This is a genomic window from Elizabethkingia bruuniana (genome assembly GCF_002024805.1).
In the GTDB taxonomy this organism is placed as follows: Bacteria; Bacteroidota; Bacteroidia; order Flavobacteriales; family Weeksellaceae; genus Elizabethkingia; species Elizabethkingia bruuniana.
On sequence record NZ_CP014337.1, the window covers coordinates 1,719,340 to 1,740,500 of the forward strand.

26 protein-coding genes and 1 tRNA gene are annotated in these 21,161 nt (G+C 35.1%); 11 read left to right on the forward strand and 16 right to left on the reverse strand.

Annotated features, from left to right (window positions below):
- Positions 1–6: 6 nt before the first annotated feature.
- Together AYC65_RS08045 and AYC65_RS08050 are read right to left on the reverse strand one after the other, a co-directional pair.
- A complete protein-coding gene (locus AYC65_RS08045; RefSeq protein WP_034867256.1) occupies positions 7–357 on the reverse strand; it encodes an arsenate reductase family protein in 351 nt (116 codons plus the stop codon).
- A gap of 78 nt (positions 358–435) precedes the next feature.
- Positions 436–1,437, reverse strand: a complete 1,002-nt coding sequence (locus tag AYC65_RS08050; protein WP_034867258.1) for a S41 family peptidase — start codon at positions 1,435–1,437, stop codon at positions 436–438.
- 136 nt (positions 1,438–1,573) lie between these two features.
- Between AYC65_RS08050 and AYC65_RS08055 the strand changes: the two genes are divergently transcribed.
- Positions 1,574–2,041: an acyl-CoA thioesterase gene (locus tag AYC65_RS08055; RefSeq protein ID WP_021346919.1), complete on the forward strand. Its 468-nt coding sequence runs from the start codon at positions 1,574–1,576 to the stop codon at positions 2,039–2,041.
- Positions 2,042–2,098: 57 nt separating this feature from the next.
- Positions 2,099–2,171, forward strand: a tRNA-Met gene (locus tag AYC65_RS08060).
- A 77-nt stretch (positions 2,172–2,248) separates the two neighbouring features.
- On the opposite strand, the gene AYC65_RS08065 is transcribed toward AYC65_RS08060, so the two are convergent.
- The 3 genes from AYC65_RS08065 to AYC65_RS08075 all read right to left on the reverse strand — a co-directional run bounded on the left by AYC65_RS08065 (position 2,249) and on the right by AYC65_RS08075 (position 6,331).
- Positions 2,249–3,067, reverse strand: a complete 819-nt coding sequence (locus tag AYC65_RS08065; protein ID WP_059333760.1) for a GLPGLI family protein — start codon at positions 3,065–3,067, stop codon at positions 2,249–2,251.
- A 70-nt stretch (positions 3,068–3,137) separates the two neighbouring features.
- Complete coding sequence (locus tag AYC65_RS08070; protein ID WP_034867262.1) at positions 3,138–3,317, reverse strand: hypothetical protein; 180 nt, start codon at positions 3,315–3,317, stop codon at positions 3,138–3,140.
- 140 nt (positions 3,318–3,457) lie between these two features.
- Positions 3,458–6,331: an alpha/beta hydrolase family protein gene (locus AYC65_RS08075; RefSeq protein WP_034867263.1), complete on the reverse strand. Its 2,874-nt coding sequence runs from the start codon at positions 6,329–6,331 to the stop codon at positions 3,458–3,460.
- 149 nt (positions 6,332–6,480) lie between these two features.
- On the opposite strand from AYC65_RS08075, the gene AYC65_RS08080 reads away from it, so the two are divergent.
- From AYC65_RS08080 to prmC, 3 genes are read left to right on the forward strand one after another with little or no spacing between them, the layout of a single operon-like run.
- Positions 6,481–7,098 (forward strand): L-threonylcarbamoyladenylate synthase, encoded by a 618-nt coding sequence (locus AYC65_RS08080; protein ID WP_034867265.1) that lies wholly within the window; start codon positions 6,481–6,483, stop codon positions 7,096–7,098.
- An 8-nt stretch (positions 7,099–7,106) separates the two neighbouring features.
- On the forward strand, positions 7,107–7,865 hold the full coding sequence (yaaA, locus tag AYC65_RS08085; protein WP_034867267.1) for a peroxide stress protein YaaA: 759 nt from the start codon (positions 7,107–7,109) through the stop codon (positions 7,863–7,865).
- A 3-nt stretch (positions 7,866–7,868) separates the two neighbouring features.
- On the forward strand, positions 7,869–8,708 hold the full coding sequence (prmC, locus tag AYC65_RS08090) for a peptide chain release factor N(5)-glutamine methyltransferase (protein WP_034867268.1): 840 nt from the start codon (positions 7,869–7,871) through the stop codon (positions 8,706–8,708).
- A gap of 82 nt (positions 8,709–8,790) precedes the next feature.
- Here the strand turns inward: prmC and AYC65_RS08095 are convergent, their stop codons facing one another.
- Positions 8,791–9,405 carry a hypothetical protein gene (locus AYC65_RS08095; RefSeq protein ID WP_034867270.1) on the reverse strand — a complete coding sequence of 205 codons (615 nt, stop codon included), beginning with the start codon at positions 9,403–9,405 and terminating at the stop codon, positions 8,791–8,793.
- A gap of 202 nt (positions 9,406–9,607) precedes the next feature.
- A complete protein-coding gene (locus AYC65_RS08100) occupies positions 9,608–10,633 on the reverse strand; it encodes a hypothetical protein (protein ID WP_034867541.1) in 1,026 nt (341 codons plus the stop codon).
- 281 nt (positions 10,634–10,914) lie between these two features.
- Between AYC65_RS08100 and AYC65_RS08105 the strand changes: the two genes are divergently transcribed.
- Entirely contained in the window at positions 10,915–11,337 is a 423-nt protein-coding gene (locus AYC65_RS08105) for a DoxX family protein (RefSeq protein WP_059333759.1), read from the forward strand.
- 73 nt (positions 11,338–11,410) lie between these two features.
- Here AYC65_RS08105 and AYC65_RS08110 read toward each other — a convergent pair whose 3' ends face one another.
- A complete protein-coding gene (locus AYC65_RS08110; protein WP_034867271.1) occupies positions 11,411–12,484 on the reverse strand; it encodes a branched-chain amino acid aminotransferase in 1,074 nt (357 codons plus the stop codon).
- Positions 12,485–12,568: 84 nt separating this feature from the next.
- Between AYC65_RS08110 and mnmC2 the strand changes: the two genes are divergently transcribed.
- Both mnmC2 and AYC65_RS08120 read left to right on the forward strand, forming a co-directional pair.
- A complete protein-coding gene (gene mnmC2 / locus AYC65_RS08115) occupies positions 12,569–13,243 on the forward strand; it encodes a tRNA (5-methylaminomethyl-2-thiouridine)(34)-methyltransferase MnmC2 (protein WP_045179618.1) in 675 nt (224 codons plus the stop codon).
- On the forward strand, positions 13,231–13,653 hold the full coding sequence (locus tag AYC65_RS08120; protein ID WP_034867275.1) for an NUDIX domain-containing protein: 423 nt from the start codon (positions 13,231–13,233) through the stop codon (positions 13,651–13,653). The genes mnmC2 and AYC65_RS08120 overlap by 13 nt, the downstream gene beginning before the upstream one ends.
- Here AYC65_RS08120 and AYC65_RS08125 read toward each other — a convergent pair.
- Both AYC65_RS08125 and AYC65_RS08130 read right to left on the reverse strand, forming a co-directional pair.
- Positions 13,645–14,436 (reverse strand): S1/P1 nuclease, encoded by a 792-nt coding sequence (locus tag AYC65_RS08125; protein ID WP_009084621.1) that lies wholly within the window; start codon positions 14,434–14,436, stop codon positions 13,645–13,647. The genes AYC65_RS08120 and AYC65_RS08125 overlap by 9 nt on opposite strands.
- 75 nt (positions 14,437–14,511) lie before the next feature.
- A complete protein-coding gene (locus AYC65_RS08130; protein ID WP_034867279.1) occupies positions 14,512–15,234 on the reverse strand; it encodes a DUF4294 domain-containing protein in 723 nt (240 codons plus the stop codon).
- A gap of 44 nt (positions 15,235–15,278) precedes the next feature.
- On the opposite strand from AYC65_RS08130, the gene AYC65_RS08135 reads away from it, so the two are divergent.
- The 3 genes from AYC65_RS08135 to AYC65_RS08145 all read left to right on the forward strand — a co-directional run bounded on the left by AYC65_RS08135 (position 15,279) and on the right by AYC65_RS08145 (position 17,805).
- Positions 15,279–16,352, forward strand: coding sequence for a M28 family peptidase (locus AYC65_RS08135; protein WP_034867283.1), 1,074 nt, complete (start codon positions 15,279–15,281; stop codon positions 16,350–16,352).
- Positions 16,353–16,377: 25 nt separating this feature from the next.
- Entirely contained in the window at positions 16,378–17,076 is a 699-nt protein-coding gene (locus AYC65_RS08140) for a CoA transferase subunit A (RefSeq protein ID WP_034867286.1), read from the forward strand.
- Between the two features lie 72 nt (positions 17,077–17,148).
- The gene (locus AYC65_RS08145) at positions 17,149–17,805 is read left to right on the forward strand and encodes a CoA transferase subunit B (protein ID WP_034867287.1); all 657 of its coding nucleotides are present in this window, start codon (positions 17,149–17,151) and stop codon (positions 17,803–17,805) included.
- Positions 17,806–17,817: 12 nt separating this feature from the next.
- Here the strand turns inward: AYC65_RS08145 and AYC65_RS08150 are convergent, their stop codons facing one another.
- Genes AYC65_RS08150 through AYC65_RS08175 form a run of 6 tightly spaced genes read right to left on the reverse strand, consistent with a single transcriptional unit; the run spans position 17,818 to position 21,136 of the window.
- Positions 17,818–18,675: a hypothetical protein gene (locus tag AYC65_RS08150; protein WP_034867289.1), complete on the reverse strand. Its 858-nt coding sequence runs from the start codon at positions 18,673–18,675 to the stop codon at positions 17,818–17,820.
- Positions 18,676–18,680: 5 nt separating this feature from the next.
- On the reverse strand, positions 18,681–18,962 hold the full coding sequence (locus AYC65_RS08155; RefSeq protein WP_034867291.1) for a GNAT family N-acetyltransferase: 282 nt from the start codon (positions 18,960–18,962) through the stop codon (positions 18,681–18,683).
- 22 nt (positions 18,963–18,984) lie between these two features.
- Complete coding sequence (locus tag AYC65_RS08160; protein WP_052114611.1) at positions 18,985–19,602, reverse strand: peptide deformylase; 618 nt, start codon at positions 19,600–19,602, stop codon at positions 18,985–18,987.
- Positions 19,603–19,637: 35 nt separating this feature from the next.
- Positions 19,638–20,234, reverse strand: a complete 597-nt coding sequence (locus AYC65_RS08165) for a Crp/Fnr family transcriptional regulator (RefSeq protein ID WP_034867293.1) — start codon at positions 20,232–20,234, stop codon at positions 19,638–19,640.
- A gap of 4 nt (positions 20,235–20,238) precedes the next feature.
- Positions 20,239–20,610: a bacillithiol system redox-active protein YtxJ gene (ytxJ, locus tag AYC65_RS08170; RefSeq protein WP_034867295.1), complete on the reverse strand. Its 372-nt coding sequence runs from the start codon at positions 20,608–20,610 to the stop codon at positions 20,239–20,241.
- Position 20,611: 1 nt separating this feature from the next.
- Positions 20,612–21,136 carry a YfiT family bacillithiol transferase gene (locus tag AYC65_RS08175; protein WP_034867296.1) on the reverse strand — a complete coding sequence of 175 codons (525 nt, stop codon included), beginning with the start codon at positions 21,134–21,136 and terminating at the stop codon, positions 20,612–20,614.
- Positions 21,137–21,161: the final 25 nt, after the last annotated feature.

Genomic DNA, 21,161 nt, shown 5'->3' on the forward strand with positions numbered 1-21,161 from the left:
TATATTCTAAGCCAAAAAGAACTGGCGCAGCTTCTCCAGATTAGACTTATCACTGCCAGCAAAAATTTCTTTACCCGTAATAAATACTGGTCTTTTCAGAAAACTATAATGGTCCAGAATTAATCCTTTAAAGTCTTCTTCTTTAAGGTTTTTAACATCTATTTCTCTGGCTTTAATCTGAGTCGATTTCTTACTGAATAGTGCTTCATATGAATTAGTCAGTTTATACATTTCTGCCAATTCCGATTCCGTAACAGGAGCTGATTTTATTTCTCTAAGTTCCCAACCATCCAGATTGAATTCAGCCATAATTTTCTTACACGTACCACATGTTTTCAGGTAGAAGACTTTTTTCATTTGTATATTTCTTATATAATATTCAAAAATACCATCTTTAAGAGAGAAATAAAAGTCGGGATTACAAATAATTATTTATTAAAATCCCAGAATCCATTTACTGGCAATTTCTATGTCTGCATCTTTATTTGTAGACTGTTCTACTAACACATCCGGATTGATTGCACCTAGATGATCTTTTTTATCACGATCCGCTGCGTTACTAGTAGACAGCATCAAAGATGAGCCATTTGATAATACATAAGTTCTGTTTCCTGTAGTATATCCGGCAGTAGGCTGTCCGAATAATCTGGTATTATCCTGACCGATGAAAGATACGAGGGTAAACTCTCCGCTACTTGCAGTTCTTCCTCCTATGAGTAAAGCAATTCTCTCAGGTCTTTTCTTTAGTTTGTATGCATTGGGAACATAAGCATTGTTGCTCCACATCTTCTCTCCTTTTTCCATAAGCTTCCATGGGTTCTTTTTATTATTACTGACAAAATAGCCAAGTGTTCCCTTATCTAAAAGCGGCCCCAATCCTGTAATCATTGGATACATATTACCTCCCGTATTTTTTCTTAAGTCAATAATCCAGCCTTTTATGTTGTTTTTAGTATCCAGGTCTTTGATCAGATTCTGGATATTCTGTGCATAGACAGTCATTGCAGAATCATTTACAGAACCGAATTGCGGAACATTAATATAACCAATATCACCTGGCAATAATTTACTGGTTGCTCCTTCAAGTTTTTTTGTCGGACTGGAATAATTTGTTGTAGCAGCTACAGACATAAAAAAAGAATGTTTGTCTCCTACTTTTCTAAGTTCAGATATTATATAATCTATTACTGGCTTTGTATCGTTTGTTGTTTTCATTCCAACCGAAAGTGTTTTGATATTTCCATCAATCTCATTCCAGTTGAGCTTGTCTCTAAAAAGAGAATTTGTCTTTACAATATCTCTGATCTCTTTTATAAAAGGCTCTGCTGGTTTATCAGCAACTGCTTCAGTTTTACTTACTGATTCAGTACTTTTAACTTGAGAAAAAGTTATACCAGCATAAAAAATCCCAATCAATGTAAGAAATGTAGGTTTCATATGTTATTTAGTTTTTATTTAGTGTATTTGGATTTGTTTTAATATTAATTGAGTGCATTTGAACTTTCTATCATTCATTATGTCCAAATGAGCGTAAATATACCTATTTTTATTACTTTATAAATCTTATTAAATCATGCACAATACACCAACAACTTTTCAGTTTATTTCAGAACCTACAGATGTTAATTTCGGCGGCAAAGTACACGGCGGCAGTGTTATGAAATGGATAGACCAGGTTGGCTATGCCTGTGCCAGTAATTGGTGCGGAAGTTATGCTGTAACGGTATATGTTGGAGGAATTCGCTTTCTGAAACCTATAAAGATTGGTGAACTCATCAAGATTAATGCAAAGGTTATTTATACAGGTTCTTCTAGTATGCATATTATGATTGATGTTTTTTCTAAAGCGGTCACCTCTAAAAAGTATGAAAAGAAGACCCATTGTATCATTGTTTTTGTTGCTGTAGACGAAAACGGCAACAAAATAAAGGTTCCACAATGGAAGCCGGAGACAGAACATGAGCTTCAATTAGAAGATTATGCAAAAAAATTAATGGCGTTACGTACTGGTATTGAGGATGAAATGAAAGCTTTTCTATAAAACATCGATTAATACTTGCCAGTTCGAAAAAAACGTTATATATTTGCAGTACAATATCGCGGGGTGGAGCAGTAGGTAGCTCGTCGGGCTCATAACCCGAAGGTCGCACGTTCGAGTCGTGTCCCCGCTACTAAATCAAAGAGAACTCAATTGAGTTCTCTTTTTTTATATTTATATCTTTAGAGCAAAATTAACTTTCTAAAGTTCTTATTTAGAATATTTTATTATTCTATTTTTCTCTACTTGATTATCATTTTTCTTTATGAATCCCTGAGTAGAAAGTGTAGCTTCTCTAAAATCCAGTTTTTTAACCCCGCCACTACCATCATCTTGAACAGCTTTATAACCTCCTGCTTTTACAAATGCATAAGGATCAATATAAAAATCTTGCTGAATTTTTATAAATGTATCCCAGTTTATTTCCTTTGCTCCCTGTACTGAAAAATTGGTATCAGAATTAAATTTTCGAGTTTTTGTTAATTTAAATACATACTCGTGATTTGAATCCTCAATTTGAATTATTAACCCAGGTAAACCATGAAAAATATAAGGCCCCTCTGAAAGTTGAATTTCTTGCGTAAACCAAGCAACCCAATGTCTTCCTCCATAATCTGTTTCAGCTTTTTGACATTCTAGACTACCTATTTTTTGAATATCTGATAAAAGCCTCCAATTTAATTTTGCATCAATATCGATGTAAAATTTATCTAAACTAACTGGAGAAACAATATACTTCGTAATTTTATTTTTCTTTAGATCCTTTTTTATATAGATCTGATCGCTATAATTATTGCTATATGCTAATCCATAGCTTCCTCTATAATTTATTATCGAATCAGAATGTCTTCGGAAATCATCTCTAAAAACAGATTCACTACCAATTATATCTAAAAAAAAAGTTTTTGTTTTAATATAATCACTGCTTGTTGATGGTTTATACGTAAGTTCATATATTATTGATGTGTTTTGCGCCCCAAAAAAAGAAGACACAAAAAACATTATTAATATGTTTATTTTGATGTACATAATATTCTAAATTTATAAACTGTCTCTAGGATATCTTAGAGGCAGTTAAACTTTCTTTAATTTAAAAAATTTAGAGACATCTCCATGCAGACCAATCTCCATTAGCATAATCTTTTCCATGAAAAATCCCACATTCTAAGCCATACTGCCCACACGTGTCATTTTTCCCTGGTACACACATACTTTCAGGAGCCTGCCCTCTTTTTAGATTTTTTAAATCTGTTATGGATAATCTTTTTAGATTTTTCATATTTTAATAATTAATATCTTAAATATAAATATTTAATCTAAATAAATTGATTAACATAATATATTTTCAATAACAAAGCCTGTTAAAACAAAAAAAGCCCCGACACAGTCGGAGCTTTTCTTATGTTATTTAATCCTTAATTAGGGTTTTTCATCTGTCAGATCAAATCCCCAGTCTTTACCTTTCATTGTTGCCGGAATACCTTTGGTCATCCATGCTGGAGCTTTGGCTCCCTTCAGGTAATAATCAAAGAACTGCTGTTCTCTAATCTGAATATCTTTTCTGTTCTGACGTTTGATCAGGTTATGATCATCACCATTATAGTTAAGCATCCATACCGGTTTCCCTAATCTTCTTAATGCTGTAAACATTTCGATTCCCTGATACCATGGCACTGCTCCATCTTTGTCATTGGCCATTACCACTACAGGTGTATTTACTTTATCAAAATGGAATAATGGAGAGTTTTCGATATATAAATCTCTTGCTTCCCATAAGGTCTTCCCTATTCTACTTTGAGATTTCTCATATTGGAACTGTCTGTTCATACCAGATCCCCAACGAATTCCACCATAAGCCGAAGTCATATTGGCCACTGGAGCACCAGCCCATGCAGCAGCATACATATCGGTTTGCGTAATAAGATGAGTTACCTGATAACCACCCCAGCTTTGGCCTTGTATTCCGATGTGGTTTCCATCTACCCAAGGATTTTTCTTTAGGTACTCTACTCCGGAATTGATATATTCCACAGCGAATCTTCCCGGATGACCATCTTCATTATAGGAAATATCCGGTGTGAAAACTAAATATCCGTTACTTACAAAATAAGAAATATTCAGACGAGACGGTGTTGGAGCCGGAGCTACATATCTGTTCAGATTCTCAGACAATTTCTCGTAGAAATAAACAATCATAGGATATTTCTTATTCGGATCAAAATTTTCCGGCTTAAACAAAACACCTGTAGATTGATAGCCTTTTGGTGTTGTCCAGTTAACAAGTTCATCTGTTCCCCAGTTATATTGGGCTTGTTGAGGGTTTGTATCAGAAAGCTGAGTTTGCTCTTTAAAATCTGAAGTAGCAAACAAGTTAGGAGACTTTACATAAGATTCTTTAGTAAAGATATACTCGTCTGCATTTTTAGCCTTCATTAATGTTTTAAAGCCCCAGATATCACCCATGTATACTTCTTTAGGATCTTTACCGGATACTATTGAAGTTTCGTAAATACCATCTGCTTTTGTAACATTGTTAAAAGCCGAAATATACATTGACTTCCTCCTGTTCATGCTTTTTATATCCTTATCAAGATTATAAGTATCAAAAGTAATCTTATGTGCTCTTCCATAAGAATTAGTAATATTCCTTGGTGCTTTCTTACCGTTTAAGAAGAATTCCCAAAGGTCATAACGATCTTTGATAATCACAGATTCATCATTGTCTGTCCATGAAGCTATTCCGTATGCATATGGTTTATCCGGCATATCAAATTCTTCATCTGTGAAAGAAACACTCAGGTTCTTATTTAGCTGAGTTGTGGTTTTTGTTGCCACACTATAACTGTACCAGTTCCCTTTCTCTCTATCAAAATAAACAATATACCTTCCCAGAGGAGAGGCTACTGCACTACCATTCAGTTCTTTTACAACCTCTGTAGTATTTCCGTTGATGTTATCTATAAGATAATAGGTCTTTCTATCTGATCCCTCCCATTGTGACTGAATTCTTGATCCTTTATTGGAAGAACCTAAAACATAAGAAGAATTACCTTCATTAATCAGCCTTATTGTGTCTGTATTGTCATCACCTAAACTGCGGAATACCTCTGGTTTGTCGGTTTGAAATACTGCTCCGAAAGATTTTTTCAGATCTTTACCCATATTTTTCAACTGGGTTGTCTGTATGTAATCATCTTTATAATTCCATACATCCACTATGGCATGATCATTAGCTATTAATGTGGTATCCTTTGCAATTGGCTTCGGTGCTATCCCGAAATAAAGCTGTTTACCGTTTTTACTAAATATTGGTGCTCTGTTTTCAGAAACAACCCAACCTTTAGGCAAATTAGTATGCTTATTATTTACGACTGTATTCTTAGCATTCTGAGAGAAATAGTACAGCTGATAATCCTTTACCAGATCATTCTTAGCAGATAAGGTTCCAATGAAAGCCAGCTTATTCCCTAGTTCATCAAACGTAAGTTGAGAGAAATTACCTTCGCCTTCTGTCAGCTTGTTTACCGTTCCCTTCTCAATATCTACCCAATTTACTGTTTGCAAAGCATATTTAACCGGAGCAGACTTATCTTTCTTCTCAGGCTTCTTATTGTCTTTTTTATCCTTGTCTTTATCTTCAGGTTTCTGAGTTACAAAGATCAATTGTTTCCCGTTTTCACTAAACTGATAACGGACTACATTTTCATACGTAGTTTTCTTTCCCGTCAAAAGATTTACAAGAATAAGATCAGATGGCTTTGTACTCGCATCATCGTCTTTCTTATCATCTGCATCATCATCTTTAGCATCAGGTGTAGCCGTTTTATCTTTCATATTCTCCATCAGGTAAGCCATCCAAGCACCTCCCTTTTCCGGAGATTTAAAAGATTGTACATTCGGTATCTTCTCAATTTTCTGAGTAAAAAGATTGACAATACCCAATGTATCTTTTGCCAGTTTATCTTTCTTCAGCTTTTTGTCTTTTACAGCTTTAATGTCTTTAAAGAAAGGTTTGATAGAAAATAAAGCAAATTTAGAATCGCTGGTGAAAGATAGCTTACTGCCTCTTGGAAATTCAAGTGAGCTTTTAGATTTTGGGGAAGATAGATACAATTTTGAATTTCCTTCCTGCGGGTCAATATTGTACCCAACCCATTTTCCGTCATTAGAAATCTTCCGGCTTCCTACTGACTGCCAGCCATCATATACCGAATGGTCTAATGGTTTCTTCTGTGCAAATACACAGACCGATCCCGCCACCAATACAGATGAGAGAATGAATTTTAATTTCATATTATAACACTATTAGTTTTAACAAAGTGCTAAAATTAGGAAATTCCCCATAAAAATAGGCACTCTGATTGATGAAAACACAGGAAATAATACATATTCTTAATAAAAGACCTATCTTATTCAGTAATAAAAATGCTTAACTTTGTTACATGGCAAAAATTTTAAGAATTTATCCAGAAAATCCACAGGAAAATCTTATTCAGGAAGTTGTAAAAACTCTGGATAAAGGTGGTCTTATCATTTATCCTTCAGATACTGTTTATGCTTTGGGCTGTAATATCTTTGATATAAAAGCTATGGAAAAGCTAGCACAGATAAAAGGAGTTAAATTAGAAAAGGCTCATTTTTCTATTATCTGTAATGACCTTAGCCATTTGTCTGAATTTACCAGACCTATAGATACTGCTACATTCAGATTATTAAAACATTACCTTCCTGGTCCTTTCACATTTATTCTAGAAGCCAATAAAACCTTACCTTTAGCCTATAAAGGACAAAAGACCATAGGAATCCGGGTTCCGGATCATCCTATTCCACAACTTATTGTTTCCAAATTGGGACATCCTATCGCTTCTACTTCTATTAAAGATGACGATGATGTTATAGAATATACCACTGATCCGGAGCTGATAGCTGAAAAGTATGATCATCTTGTAGACATTGTTATAGATTCAGGATATGGTGACAACAAAGCATCTACAATAGTAGACCTTACACAGGGTATCCCTGAAGTTGTAAGAGAAGGAAAAGGAAATTTTGAAGATTAAAGACAAACATGAAGATACTTATTTCTCCGGCTAAGCTGATGAATATCGGTAATAAAACTGATATGCTGAAAGCCAGCACTCCCAAATTTATAGAAGAGGCAGCTCACATTCAAAAATATTTAAAAGAAAAGGATCCTAAATTCATTAAGGATCTTATGCATATTTCCGATAAGCTAGCCAACGAAAACTGGGAAAGAAACCAAAACTGGACAACAAAACCAACTACCAAAAACTCAACCTCTGCTATGTTTGCATTTGCAGGTGAAGTATACCGCGGTTTAGATGTAAAAACCCTGGATAAAAATGCTGTTGATTTTCTGCAAAAGAATTTAAGAATGCTATCCGGGCTTTACGGCTTATTGAAACCTTCGAACAAAATAATGCTGTACAGACTGGAAATGGGTTGTGGTTTCAGCTTTGAGAACTATAAAAACCTTTATGACTTCTGGGCAGATAAAGTAACCGATGAAATAAACCATCAGTTAAAGGCTAAAGATTTTGTTCTAAATCTTGCCAGCAATGAATACTCAAAGGTTGTAAACAAAAAGAAATTAAAAGCTCCGGTTATAGAATTCGATTTCTATGAAGAAAGAGACGGAAAGAATAAAAACATTGTTGTTTATACCAAACACGCACGAGGACTTGTTTCCAGATTCTGCGCTCTGAACAGCATTGAAAAACTGGATGATGTAAAGGCATTTAATTTGGAAGGTTATCTTTTCAATGATAAGCTGTCTACCGAACATCATTTTATTTTTACCCGATAGACATTGAAGATTCAGGAATTACAACAGCTTTATTCAAAAGAGCTGACATTACTATATTCGGAAAGTGAAATCCAGAAACTGTTTACTTATTTAGCTGAAGAATATCTACAGTACAATAGTATTCAGCTAAAGATGTACGCCGATCAGGAAGTTGAAGAAGCTCAGAATTTACAGTTTATTCAGGCATTGGAAGAGCTAAAATTAGGAAAACCCTATCAACATATACTTGGTAAAGCGTATTTTTTTGGTGAAGAATTTTTCGTTAATGAAAATGTTCTGATTCCGCGTCCGGAAACAGAAGAGCTTATCGAACTTATTTTAGAGAAATTACCTTCCGATAAAGAGTTGAAAATTCTGGATATTGGAACAGGTTCCGGCTGTATTGCTATAACCATTGCCAAGCATCTTAAACAAGCAAATGTCTACACATTGGATTATTCCGAAAAAGCACTGGAAATGGCAAATAAAAATGCAGTATTGCATCACACTGAGATTCATTTTATTCAACAAGATTATCTGAATAGTCATCTACCAGAGGTTTTCGATGTTATCATCAGTAATCCTCCTTATATCGGAACTGAAGAAGAAATTGACATAGAGAACAGTGTAAAGGATTTTGAGCCTATGATGGCATTGTTTGCACCAGAAAATGATGTATTGGCTTTTTACCGAAAGATTGCCAATGATACAGAAACCAGCCTTTCAGATGAAGGTTTTGTTTTTTTGGAAATAAATCAAAAACTGGGACCAGAAACACTGGAATTATATAAAGATAAATTATCCGAAGCATACCTGCTAAAAGATATTTCAGGAAATAACAGGATGATTTGGGGAAGAAAATAAAATTAAATACCGAATACTAAAACCTCATAGGCTTCTAAATCCTATGAGGTTTTTTAATAAATAAGCTTTAGAAATACAAAAATTATTTCTTTCGTTTTTGTATTCTCTTTTTGATACTCTCCACTATTAGCAATGCTTTACCAGCAATTAGCATAAAGACATGGATTATCATGGATATAAATAAATACCCTGCGAATTCAGCCTGTCTTAGAAATTTATATTCAATATTTTGTTTTATTTCAAGATGCCCAGATTTTATATCAGTAAAATCTATAGCGTCGATTTCAGCTTCAGATACTGACTCCGCCATGTAATAAAGGTTTCTACTTCTACATCCTCTATAAAAAGCATTAGTAACTTTAGTCGGACTCAAAATAAAGCCAGTAGACAGAGCGAAAAGATTCATTACAGAAACTATAGGCTTCCGACAACTTCTCGATCCTAGTTCCCATGCACTAACTTCACTTTCTCCAATTCTATCTATACCATATCCTGTTATAATATGATGTATATCGTGAAATTTCAAATACTTTCGCCTTGCTTTTATATTCGGGACAGGCGCCAGAATACAACCTATATAAACCCTCACACAATGTGAGGAAAAATCATTGGACAGATTTAGGCGGTTAAATTTGTAAAACCCGATAAGAGCCTCTTTAACAGATAAAGGAAAAATATCATCTGGTGGATTTTTCATTATTATTGTATTGTATCTTTTTTATTTAAACAACGCTGATTATAATACTACTTTTGAATCATCTTAAATTAATAAAAAAACACATAGTAAGTCTTTTTATATTGCAATTATATCCTTTCACATTCTTTGCATCTGTATAAATACATAAAAATGGCCGGAAGAATTATCGGCTACTTATATTTTCTAAGGTGTTTTCTAACAATTACAATCTAGGCTTTACCTGAATATTCAGATTATACCTTAAACCCGGAATAATTTTAATATTTGGAATTTTCAGATTTGTTTGTGTTACTCCAGCTATGGTAATTGAAGCAATAGTAAGCTCGGCAGTTGTAGTATCAGCACTTAACTTTGATATCCCACCGCTAATTATATTGGTTCCCAATCCCGAAAACGAAACATTTTTATTAACCTGTGTCCCCGGAGGATACTGTAAACTGCCATTGGACAACAATATACCTGTATTAGGATAGTGAGAAGAAAAATAAGCAGAAATATCGGATATACTATTTCCAGTTAATGAAGAGTCCAGTGTTAATGTAATCTGACTTGTTTTATGTTTTAAAACAACATTAAGATAATTTGTCCCCTCACCAGAGACGGAAGCATCTTTTCTAAAATACATAAAGTCTTCAATATCCATAACAAGCAGAAAAGCTCCCGATAATCTTGCACTGGTTGATATATCCGGAACATTCTTGGTGCTATTCACTGAATATGCTATAAAAGTATAATTCTGTCCCCCATTAAGATTAAGAACAGGAGTAACAGTAATATCATCTTCTTTTCCTCTAATGTAATTACGATCCGTTACATATCTTCCACTCGCATCATATACCACAATTTTGTACATTATATTATCCGCCAGTTGTTGAGATTTGGGCTCAGTTACAGCCATTAAATTATCCTTCCCGGAAGAAGCCTGAAAATAGGCAGCCTGTGATGCAGGATCTTTTGTAAAAGTCGCCAGCAGACTGTATCTATCACTGAAGGGTATTTCCTGTACCTGGGTATCTGGCAGTACAGTTGTATTTTTATGATCAGCAGAAGCAAATGGCTTTACTTCAGAATCATTTTCGTATGTACTTCCCTGGAGATTAATTTTTACAGAAGCAGTTCCGCCAGTAATATTGCTTTCTGTTTCGGCACTTCTACATGATGTAAGCCACAGAGCAAGGACAGACATTCCAATAATACGTCCCGCTCCAAATAATTGTTGTTTTATCATATTCATTTAATTTGTAATCTTCCAATTTGGAAAAAAGCATTCATATATATTTATACTATAAATTTTATAACATAAAATATACTATAAATAATAAAAAACGCAAAGTAAATGAAAAATAAGGCTAAAACATTTATTATCTTATTGCTTTAATATTAAATTGATACTAAATAAAATACATTTAGTTAAAATATTATTTATACCATCTTCTTAAACTGGTTTAAGAAGGTTACGAAATGTAAAACAGAACTTTGTCTTATCATAAAACAAAGAAAATAAGAACTATGAAAAATCAGTTTCAGCAATTATTTCTAAGGATAGCAATTTCAGTAACAATGTTGTCCGCTGTGGCAGACAGATTCGGTTTCTGGGGAGATAACTCTTCATGGGGGAACTGGAAAAATTTTGAAGTTTACACCCAAAAGCTCACTTTCTTCCTCCCCGAAATCATGAGCATATTTTCTGCATACATAGCTACTTTTCTGGAAATATTATTTCCTGTAATGTTGATACTTGGCTACAAAACAAGAATTGCTTCTTATGGATCCGGAATGCTTTTGCTTGTTTTTGCTCTGTCTATGGCAATAGTATTAGGAATCAAAGCACCGCTGGATTATTCTGTATGGGTGGGATGTGCGGGAGCTTTTTTATTGGCTGCACAACAAGAATATCAATATAGTATAGATTATATGATTAGAAAAAAATAATCCTGATCAGATCAGGATTACAAAAAAAGTCTTCCGGTTTCGGAAGACTTTATAATATTTATAAAAAGTATTATTATGCTTTTTCAGCTACTCCTTCACCAACTAATACTCTCCATCCGAAAGGATCTTCAAGTAAGTTAGACTGGATTCCTACTAATTCATTTTTAAGGCTTGCAGCATAACTTTCCTCTTCAGAAAGTACAGGCAACATTAGCTTTTCACCGTGGTAACCAATAGCTTCAAACTGGCTGGTTACTACAGCAGTACCTACACCCCATATTTCTTTTAATGTACCTTCTTTGTGAGCATTGATTACAAAGTCTACAGGTACTTTATCTACAACAACTTCAATTCCTCTTTTCTTCGCTAATTGAATAAAACTGTCACGTGTTACGCCATCCAGAATTCTTTCTGATGTAGGTGGCGTATAGATTGTATCTCCTACACGTACAAAAACGTTCATCGTACCACTTTCTTCAAAATAGCTGTGTGTAGCATCATCTGTCCAGATAATCTGCTCATATCCTTGCTCATTCGCCAGGTCTGTAGGATAAAAAGCACCTGCATAGTTACCTGCAGCCTTTGCAGATCCTACCCCTCCATTAGCAGCTCTTGAATAGAAATCTGAAATTAATACAGATACCGGAGCTGTATAATAAGCTTTAGCAGGAGTTGCTATAATTGCGAACATATATTTTTCAGACTTACGTGCCTTTAATGCCTCTTCTGTAGCGAAAATAAGCGGTCTGATGTATAATGAAAATCCATCTCCCTGAGGAATCCATTCTCTGTCAATGTCCATAAGAGTTTCAAGCCCTTTAAGGAACATTTCCTCAGTAACTTCCGGCATTGCTAAACGCTTAGCAGATTTGTTAATTCTTTCAAAGTTTTTCTCCGGGCGGAAAAGGAAAACATCTCCGTCTTTGTCCTTGTAGGCTTTCATTCCTTCAAAGCAAGCCTGTCCATAGTTTACCCCCATCATAGCTGGAGTAAAAGGAAACGGACCATAAGGCATAACTCTTACATCTCCCCATTTTCCATCCTCGTATTCACATACAACCATATGGTCTGTGAAAGTTGTTCCGAATGAAAAATTGTCTTTATCGAAAGTATCGATTCTTGATGCTGAAGTTTTCTGAATTATCATTTTTAATTTTTTAAAGATTATTATTACAAATATAACAATTTTTTCAAATAGCCAAAATTTAATTATCTTTGGTAAAAAATATTCATGCTCAGAAGTCTAAAAACCACGCAAGACGGAAGTAAAACACTACATGTAAGCAGCTTAGACGAAACTTACCACTCTCATCACGGCGCATTACAGGAAGCCAAACACGTGTTTATTAAAAACGGAATAAATAGATTAAAAAAATATGAAATTAATATTCTAGAGCTTGGTTTTGGAACAGGACTTAATGTTTTGGTAACATTAGATGAATATTTAAAAACTGACATTTGTCATAAAATTAATTACTACTCTTTAGAAAAATATCCCCTGAAATTAGAAGAGGCTAGCAGCCTGGAGTACGATAAATTCTTTGAAAATGAATTTGTAAAGAATGCTTTTACTAAAATTCACAGCACGGATTGGGGGAAATCAGAAAATATTGAAAAAGATTTCTTTCTTCAGAAAATTGAAGAAGACTTCTATAATATTAAAGATATTGAAATGCCGCCAATAGACTTGGTGTACTTCGATTGCTTTGGTGCACGTGTACAACCTGATCTTTGGGAAGAGCCTTTGGTAAAAATGGTTGCTGAAAAAATGACACCGGGAGGTTTATTCACCACCTATTCTTCCAAAGGAAGTTTACAACGTATCCTAAAAGGACTTAACTTTGAAGTTGAAAAATTAGAGGGACCAAAAGGTAAACGCGAAATGATTAACGCATGGAAAAAATAGAAAAATTCAACGTACGTGTTTATGCTTTATGCATAGAAGACCAGAAAATACTAACTCTTTTCGAAAGTTATGCAGGTGAGAAACTGATAAAACTTCCCGGAGGAGGTCTGGAATTTGGAGAGGGTGTAATAGATTGTCTTCACCGTGAATTTATGGAAGAATTAAATGTAAAGATAGAGGTTGTAGAACATTTCTATACTCAGGAGGGCTTTATGCAATCCCGATTCAGAGAAAACGAACAGCTTCTTACTGTTTATTACATTGTAAAGATTAAAGATCCTGAAAATTTCCGCATTATAGATACAGAAATAGAAAAAGCCGAATGGTTACCCATTTCGGCCTCTAATCCTTTTCCGCTTCCCATAGACCATTTGGTTTTTGAAAAGCTTCAGACGAAATTTTTAAAATAAGTCGTTCAGTAACTTCGCAAGTCTAAGACCTCCGTTTACCAGCTGTTGTTCTAAAAGTCCATCATATTTATAACCATATCCGTAGCTAAGATTAGATCCGGATGGTGTATTAGCATAGATATTATTGGCTAGTTTGTGCGTTTCATAAATCCAGTCAGCCAAAGTTCCGCTTTGTACCTTTTTTACTTCATCCTTTGATTTAATGTCTATAAGTTTAGCAAATTCAGTATAACTGTATTTTTGTGAATCGATCAAATCACTATCCCACACACTGTGAAGATTGGTCTTTTTACCAAAGTATGTAACATCAATTTTGTTACCTCCAAGATCTCCTGCTCTTCCTGTATGCATTGGTTGTGCCATATCACCAACAATATGAATAAGGAACATTAAAGCGATCTTTCTGTCTTTGTCAGATGTATTTTTATTTTTAATCTGCTCAGAAAGTGTTTTAATCTGAGTGTACATTGTAGGCCCTGCCTGTGCTTCAAGATTTTCTTTGAATGCTTTAAAGTCCGGCTGAGGATCGATATTTACATAATGCCATGTAGATGTAGATTTCCAAACGCCTGTAGTATCGGACTTAATGAAATCCGGCCAGTTTGCCCAGTATGCCAGTCTTTCTTTTCCAAAGATATGCTTAAGATGTCTTCTCGCTTTACCATTAAGATGATTCTCGGCAATCTCAGCAATAATACGGTGCCCTGTAAGTCCCCATGCAAATGCCTGCATTGAGCTTAGTGCAAATGCACAAAAAAGCAGCCTTGTTAAAATTCGTTTCATACAATTATCTATTATTATTTATGCTGGCAAAGATATAAAAGAAAAGCCTTTCAAAAATGAAAGGCTTGTATAAGTTTAGTCAACTGACTTTTTTACTTTAAAATCTTTATACCCCGGATAAGGAGTTAAATATCCGTAGTTCCAGTTGGATTGCAACAGAGATTCAATAAATTCGTCATCCCTGTTCAAATAAGGGTTGTATTCTTTTTTCAGCTCAATATCTGCAGCTTTACCTTTCAGATTCCACCAGAAAGCACTCCATCCTCCTCTTAAGTCTCTGATAATTGTAAATACCGTTTTACCCGTTGCTCTGTTCATTAATTTAGCAAAAACCTGACCTTCGGTTGTGGTAAGGTCTCTTAACTTTGCTTCATAACGGTCTGCCAATTCATTTTGTCTTTTTCTGGCATAAGACCTTCTGTCATCTTCATTTACTTTTTCAAGATCAGTTTGGAGACTTCTATATTGCTCCAGAGCATTTACAAATAATGGGTAAACTCTGAAAAGTTTTTTATTTAGAAAATCAAAATAATTCCTATCTAACTGATTATTGAAATGAGGCTTGTTAAGTAGCTTTATCTCATCCATTTCGATGAGCTTATCACCATTGTCTTCTGTATATATTTTTGCTTGTAATTTATCGTCCCAATAGTATTTGCGACCGTCTTTATCGACTTGCATCTTGACGTTTTTCTCATCTTTCAATTCACCTATAGTTGCTATAGTGTCAACCTTCTGACTATATGCCAAAATTGCCATAAAGAAACAAATCAGACTAAAAATTCTATATTTTTTCATAATTTTACGAGTAATGACGTATAACAAAAATCATACCTTAATACATGAAATTCAACAAGACCTCTATTAAATTTTTAGAAAATTATCTAAATACTTCATCTCCAACAGGTTTCGAACACAATGGACAAAAAGCCTGGACTGAATATATTAAACCCTATGTAGACAAAATTGAAGTTGATAACTATGGTACTGCATACGGTATTATCAATCCTGAAGCTGAATTTAAAGTAGTTATAGAAGCCCACGCTGATGAAATCTCGTGGTATGTAAACTATATTACGGATGATGGCTTTATCTATGTAATCCGCAACGGAGGCTCTGATCAGGTAATTGCACCGTCCAAGGTAGTAGATATCCATGGTGAGAAAGGTGTGGTAAAAGGTGTATTCGGATGGCCGGCTATTCACACCCGTGCTAATCAGAATGAGCCAACACCAAAGCTGGACAATATCTTTATCGATTGTGGTGCCACTACTAAACAGGAAGTAGAAGACCTTGGAATATTTGTAGGCTGTATGATCACCTATCCGGACACTTTCTTCGAGCTTAATGACAGATATTTTGTATGCAGAGCTCTGGACAATCGTATTGGGGGATTTATGATTGCAGAAGTAGCGAGACTTCTTCAGGAAAACAAAAAGAAACTGCCATTTGGATTGTACATTACCAACTCTGTACAGGAAGAAGTAGGTTTATATGGTGCAGAAATGATTGCAGATACTATAAAACCTAATATAGCTATCGTTACCGATGTAACTCATGATACAACAACACCAATGATAGAAAAGAAAAAGGAAGGTGACCAAAAGTGTGGTAACGGACCTGTAGTTTTCTTTGCTCCGAGTGTGCATCACACCATCCGTGAATTGATTATTGATACGGCGAAAAAGAAAAAAATACCATTCCAGAGAGCTGCGGCCAGCCGTGCAACAGGTACAGATACAGATGCTTTTGCTCATTCTAACGGCGGTGTTCCTTCTGCATTAATTTCATTACCTTTACGATACATGCATACCACTGTAGAAATGGTAAGTAAAGAAGATGTCGGGAATGTTATTCAGCTTATTTATGAAACATTGCTGAAGATAAAACCTGATATGAACCTTAAGTATTACTAAATCAACCCTAAAAATAAATCTAATAATGATTAATAAAACTGTTAAAAATGTACAGGAGGCCTGTGACGGAATTCAGGATGGCATGACGATTATGCTTGGAGGTTTCGGTCTTTGCGGAATTCCTGAAAATTGTATTGCAGAATTGGTAAAAAAGGAAGTGAAAGACCTTACTTGTATTTCTAACAATGCCGGAGTCGATGATTTTGGACTAGGTTTACTTCTTCATAAAAGACAAATTAAGAAGATGATATCTTCTTATGTAGGTGAGAATGCGGAATTCGAACGACAGCTTCTTAGCGGCGAACTGGAAGTGGAACTGATCCCGCAAGGGACATTAGCAACCCGTTGTATGGCTGCTGGCTACGGAATGCCGGCTGTCTATACTCCTGCAGGTGTAGGTACTGAGGTTGCGGAAGGCAAAGAAGTGCGCAACTTCGATGGTAAAGACTATTTACTGGAATATGCTTTCGACGCAGATTTTGCAATTGTAAAGGCCTGGAAAGGCGATACTGCCGGAAATCTTATTTTCCGTTCTACTTCCAGAAACTTTAATCCGGTAATGGCTATGGCAGGTAAAATAACCATTGCTGAAGTTGAAGAATTGGTTGAAGTCGGAGAGCTTAACCCCGATGAAATTCATACTCCCGGAATCTATGTTCATAGAATATTCCAGGGTGATCATTATGAAAAAAGAATTGAACAGAGAACGGTAAGAAAGAAATAGTAATAATGATTTGAAAATTTGAAAACATATATTTTCAAATTTTCAAATTGCCAAATTTTCAAATTATTAAACATGTTAACAAAAGAACAAATTGCACAACGTATTGCAAGAGAAATAAAAAATAATAGTTATGTTAATCTGGGTATTGGGATTCCTACACTGGTTGCCAACTATATTCCGGAGGGTGTAAATGTTGTATTACAATCTGAAAATGGATTACTAGGTATGGGGCCTTTTCCTTTTGAAGGTGAAGAAGATCCGGATCTTATTAATGCCGGTAAACAAACCATCACTACTCTTCCCGGATCTGCTATTTTTGATTCTGCATTAAGTTTCGGAATGATCAGAGCACAAAAAGTAGATCTTACAATTCTTGGTGCTATGGAAGTTTCTGAGAACGGAGATATAGCCAACTGGAAAATTCCAGGAAAGATGGTAAAAGGTATGGGTGGCGCTATGGATCTTGTAGCTTCTGCGAAAAATATTATCGTAGCAATGCAGCAGGTAAATAAAAGTGGCGAGAGCAAACTATTGCCGGAATGTACTTTACCATTAACCGGAGTAAAATGTATTAAAAAGATTGTTACTGAATTAGGCGTTTACGAAGTACTTCCTGAAGGTGGATTTAAAGTTCTGGAAAGAGCTCCCGGAGTAAGCCTTGAAGAAATAAAAGCCGCTACGGCCGGAAAGCTTTACGCAGATGATAATGTACCAGAAATGGTATTTTAAACAAAATAACAGTCAGCTTTTAGCTGGCTTTTTTTTGCTATTTACTTTTCCGGATAAATCTGCAGGAGTTGATTTAAAGATAAACATGAAGTAGCCATAAATACTAAAAACCAGTACAATAACAAAAAACAAACAGATGAAGAATCCGCCCCAACTGAGATCCGAATTGCCTGCTAACTTACCCAGTAAGGCTTTTGTCATTAGTAATGCCATAAAGAGCATCATTCCCGGAATGACAAGATATCCGAAAATGATTGTTGTAAACAATACCGCCTTATCTTTCAGGTATTCATTCCGGAGGCCATACCCAAGGATAAAAAGTAAACCAGAATAAAAAACGGCAAGAAATACCAACTCACCAAAATAAATGATATACCGCTTCGGATTGAAAGCATAAGCATAATTCATTCCTTCTTTATAGCCCACTTTCACAAAACTTCCTTCAGAAAAGCGTTCTTCAGAAGCCATATTCAAAGGAATATTAATGATGTGATTATTCTGATCTGCAAAACCTACCAAAGGTCTGTATTCAGAGACTCCCAGGTTCTTTTCACGTACACCTACCCTATAAGATGGATCAATTACTTTAGCAGAATATTTCGGAAGAGAGAATTCATGACTTATCTGCTTTACAACAGCTCCTGTCAGTATAACTGTAAATAAAATCACAATATAGCTGACTGCTGATGCATAAGACAATGAAAAAAAATAATTAAGTCTGGTTACTTCTTTCTGAGATTGTCTTAAAAAATTATGGGCCAGTCCAATAGAAACCAGCCCTGTAATAAGGTAGAACCACCAGGAAAGTTCTATGACTTCCAGCTGCATGCTAAAGCCCTTAACCGCTTTCTCCTGATAGTAAAAATCCATTTAATCTATGCTAAAATATCTTTATATTCATCGGAACTATGCAGAACTCTGTTTGCATAAGGACACAATGGTATTATTTTAATGTTATTCTCGCGTGCGTAATCTACTCCTGCATTCACCAACTGCTTTCCTATTCCCCTTCCTCCGAAAGCTTCATCTACTTCTGTATGATCAATAATAATTTTGTCTTCTCCGGCTACCGAATATGTCATTAACCCAACAACTCTGTCATATTCAATAGCTTCAAATACTCCTTTTGAACCTTCTCTTTTGTGTTTTATTTCCATTTTATAATCAATTTAAATGTTATTATTTAATTTTAATAAAAGCATCAGCTCTCTCATAAAGATCATTTTTTTCTTTTTCTTTTTTATCAGATATCAAAATACCTGAAAGATGATCTATTTCATGCTGAAAAATAACCGCAGTAAAACCTTCTACTATTTCGGTATGTTTTTTACCTTTCAAATCCGAATACTCCAATTGTATGACTTTGCTTCTATAAAACTGATCTCTAAAATCTGTGATAGAAAGATCCCCTTCTGGTCCAAGGTTTTGCAATTGTGATTTCCACAGAATTACAGGATTCAGAAAATATTCAAATGGCTTCCCTTCTTTATCAAAACGCTGAACCCAAATTATTCTTCGGTTAATTCCTACCTGAGGTGCGGCAATACCAACTCCACTGCCTGTTGAAAGCAGGGACAGTTTCATCCGTTCAACCAGAATAGCTGTATTGGGATCTTTTGGATCAATATCTGCGGACATACCAAGCAGTGTTTTACTCTGTTCAGGCTCACTTACATTATAAACAGGTAATGCAGAATGAATATCTCCCTGTTTTATAATAGATATTTCATTTGAAGTTAGTTTCTGAGCACTGAGCAAACCTACACATACAACTAACAGAAGCGTTATTTTTTTCATTTTTTGTGATACTAAATATTAATTTAAGCTCCTAATTATCCGGGAAGAAAGTTCTTCTTTGCCAGTTCTCTGCGGACACGGCTAAGGCTTTCCGGGGTTATTCCCAGATATGAAGCAATCATCCACTGAGGAACTCTCATCATAAGATTTGGATAGGTAGTAATAAAGTCCAGATATCGCTCTTCTGCAGTAGCCCCTAATAACTGTGATACTCTTTTCTGAAGCTGGCGGATATGACGGTGCAGCAAGAATTCAGATTTTTCAATCGCATCTTTATACTCCTTACTCAGATTAATAAAAAATTCCGGTTCAAGGATTACAACAACAGTATCTTCCACAGCCTCTATTGTAAAATCCGTAGGAAGGCCAAAATAGGAGCTGTTTCTATCCCCTAGCAGCCAATTTTCCGGAGCAAAGTATAATACATGCTCTTTTCCGTTTTTATCTGTAAAAAACTGACGGAGAAGTCCCTGCTCTACAAAATAAAGTTCTTTATTTATTTCACCTGCTCTTACAAGTACTCTTCCTTTTGGAATGGTTTTAAGTTTTATGAGATTCTCACAAACCGAAACCTGCTGATCCTGAATGCCAAAAAGCTGCTGAATATATTTTGAGAAATTTTCTGTTATCATTCTTCTAAGGTAGTAATTCCAGGTTTATATTTTCATGCGAAGCCTTGTAAATCGCAACTCCATTTTCCAACACAATAATCTGCGGGCTTTCATGTCTTATCATAAATTGTTCAGCAATCTGATTGGAAATAGGTCTGAAACGCAACAGGTCCAGATAATAGAACTTGTATCCTTCCGGAGCATGTTTATTAAGATCTGTTTCAAAATTTTTCAGAACCATTTTACTGATAAAGCAGCTCGTAGAGTGCTTAAAAATAGCTACTTTAGTATGCTTGGACTCCTCAACAACCTTATCCAAATTTTCAGTTGACTCTATAGTAAGCCACGGACTGTTCTTCAACTCCTCTTTGCTTTTAAATAAATCAAATATTCCCATTTTACTTTTGTAGTGTTAATTGTATATGTCCTAAATGATGGTTACAATGCCAATCATAGGTAGCCAGTGCTGTATAGAGCGAAATTTCATTATTATGCTCAGGGTGCACAAATATTCTGTGATAATCCTCAGAAGTCATACTTTCCAACAAAACCGTCCAACGATGGTGCAATCCTTCCAATATGGATAATGATGAATCTATAGGCAGGTGCTTTGTGTCACCTAATTCTGCCCACAAATTTTCCATATAAGGTTTTATAACTGGTTTATCCTCGGTAAGCGCCAACTTGAATCTTGTAAAGGAATTTATATGAGAATCTGCACAATGGTGCACTACTTGCCGTACTGTCCAGCCATTTTCTCTATATGGAGTATCCAATTGTTCATCGGACATATTCTGTGTCAGTTCTTTTACTTTATTAGGAAATTCCTTTATAACTGTAATCCAGTCTTTTATTTTGCCTTCATCAAATTCCGCAGGTTTCTGAAATCTTCCGATGGGATATTTTTTCTGCTCTAAATCCATGCAATTCGTTTATCTATCAAATTTA

Coding starts and splice junctions, on each gene's coding strand:
- AYC65_RS08105 (WP_059333759.1), top strand. CDS start 10,915: ATGAAAAATCAGTTTCAGCAATTATTTCTAAGGATAGCAATTTCAGTA.
- AYC65_RS08175 (WP_034867296.1), bottom strand. CDS start 21,136: ATGGATTTAGAGCAGAAAAAATATCCCATCGGAAGATTTCAGAAACCT.
- AYC65_RS08160 (WP_052114611.1), bottom strand. CDS start 19,602: ATGAAAAAAATAACGCTTCTGTTAGTTGTATGTGTAGGTTTGCTCAGT.
- AYC65_RS08050 (WP_034867258.1), bottom strand. CDS start 1,437: ATGAAACCTACATTTCTTACATTGATTGGGATTTTTTATGCTGGTATA.
- AYC65_RS08155 (WP_034867291.1), bottom strand. CDS start 18,962: ATGGAAATAAAACACAAAAGAGAAGGTTCAAAAGGAGTATTTGAAGCT.
- AYC65_RS08100 (WP_034867541.1), bottom strand. CDS start 10,633: ATGATAAAACAACAATTATTTGGAGCGGGACGTATTATTGGAATGTCT.
- AYC65_RS08165 (WP_034867293.1), bottom strand. CDS start 20,234: ATGATAACAGAAAATTTCTCAAAATATATTCAGCAGCTTTTTGGCATT.
- yaaA (WP_034867267.1), top strand. CDS start 7,107: ATGAAGATACTTATTTCTCCGGCTAAGCTGATGAATATCGGTAATAAA.
- ytxJ (WP_034867295.1), bottom strand. CDS start 20,610: ATGGGAATATTTGATTTATTTAAAAGCAAAGAGGAGTTGAAGAACAGT.
- AYC65_RS08145 (WP_034867287.1), top strand. CDS start 17,149: ATGTTAACAAAAGAACAAATTGCACAACGTATTGCAAGAGAAATAAAA.
- AYC65_RS08125 (WP_009084621.1), bottom strand. CDS start 14,436: ATGAAACGAATTTTAACAAGGCTGCTTTTTTGTGCATTTGCACTAAGC.
- AYC65_RS08130 (WP_034867279.1), bottom strand. CDS start 15,234: ATGAAAAAATATAGAATTTTTAGTCTGATTTGTTTCTTTATGGCAATT.
- AYC65_RS08070 (WP_034867262.1), bottom strand. CDS start 3,317: ATGAAAAATCTAAAAAGATTATCCATAACAGATTTAAAAAATCTAAAA.
- AYC65_RS08080 (WP_034867265.1), top strand. CDS start 6,481: ATGGCAAAAATTTTAAGAATTTATCCAGAAAATCCACAGGAAAATCTT.
- AYC65_RS08120 (WP_034867275.1), top strand. CDS start 13,231: ATGGAAAAAATAGAAAAATTCAACGTACGTGTTTATGCTTTATGCATA.
- AYC65_RS08045 (WP_034867256.1), bottom strand. CDS start 357: ATGAAAAAAGTCTTCTACCTGAAAACATGTGGTACGTGTAAGAAAATT.
- AYC65_RS08055 (WP_021346919.1), top strand. CDS start 1,574: ATGCACAATACACCAACAACTTTTCAGTTTATTTCAGAACCTACAGAT.
- AYC65_RS08140 (WP_034867286.1), top strand. CDS start 16,378: ATGATTAATAAAACTGTTAAAAATGTACAGGAGGCCTGTGACGGAATT.
- AYC65_RS08065 (WP_059333760.1), bottom strand. CDS start 3,067: ATGTACATCAAAATAAACATATTAATAATGTTTTTTGTGTCTTCTTTT.
- AYC65_RS08110 (WP_034867271.1), bottom strand. CDS start 12,484: ATGATAATTCAGAAAACTTCAGCATCAAGAATCGATACTTTCGATAAA.
- AYC65_RS08135 (WP_034867283.1), top strand. CDS start 15,279: ATGAAATTCAACAAGACCTCTATTAAATTTTTAGAAAATTATCTAAAT.
- AYC65_RS08095 (WP_034867270.1), bottom strand. CDS start 9,405: ATGAAAAATCCACCAGATGATATTTTTCCTTTATCTGTTAAAGAGGCT.
- AYC65_RS08150 (WP_034867289.1), bottom strand. CDS start 18,675: ATGGATTTTTACTATCAGGAGAAAGCGGTTAAGGGCTTTAGCATGCAG.
- AYC65_RS08075 (WP_034867263.1), bottom strand. CDS start 6,331: ATGAAATTAAAATTCATTCTCTCATCTGTATTGGTGGCGGGATCGGTC.
- mnmC2 (WP_045179618.1), top strand. CDS start 12,569: ATGCTCAGAAGTCTAAAAACCACGCAAGACGGAAGTAAAACACTACAT.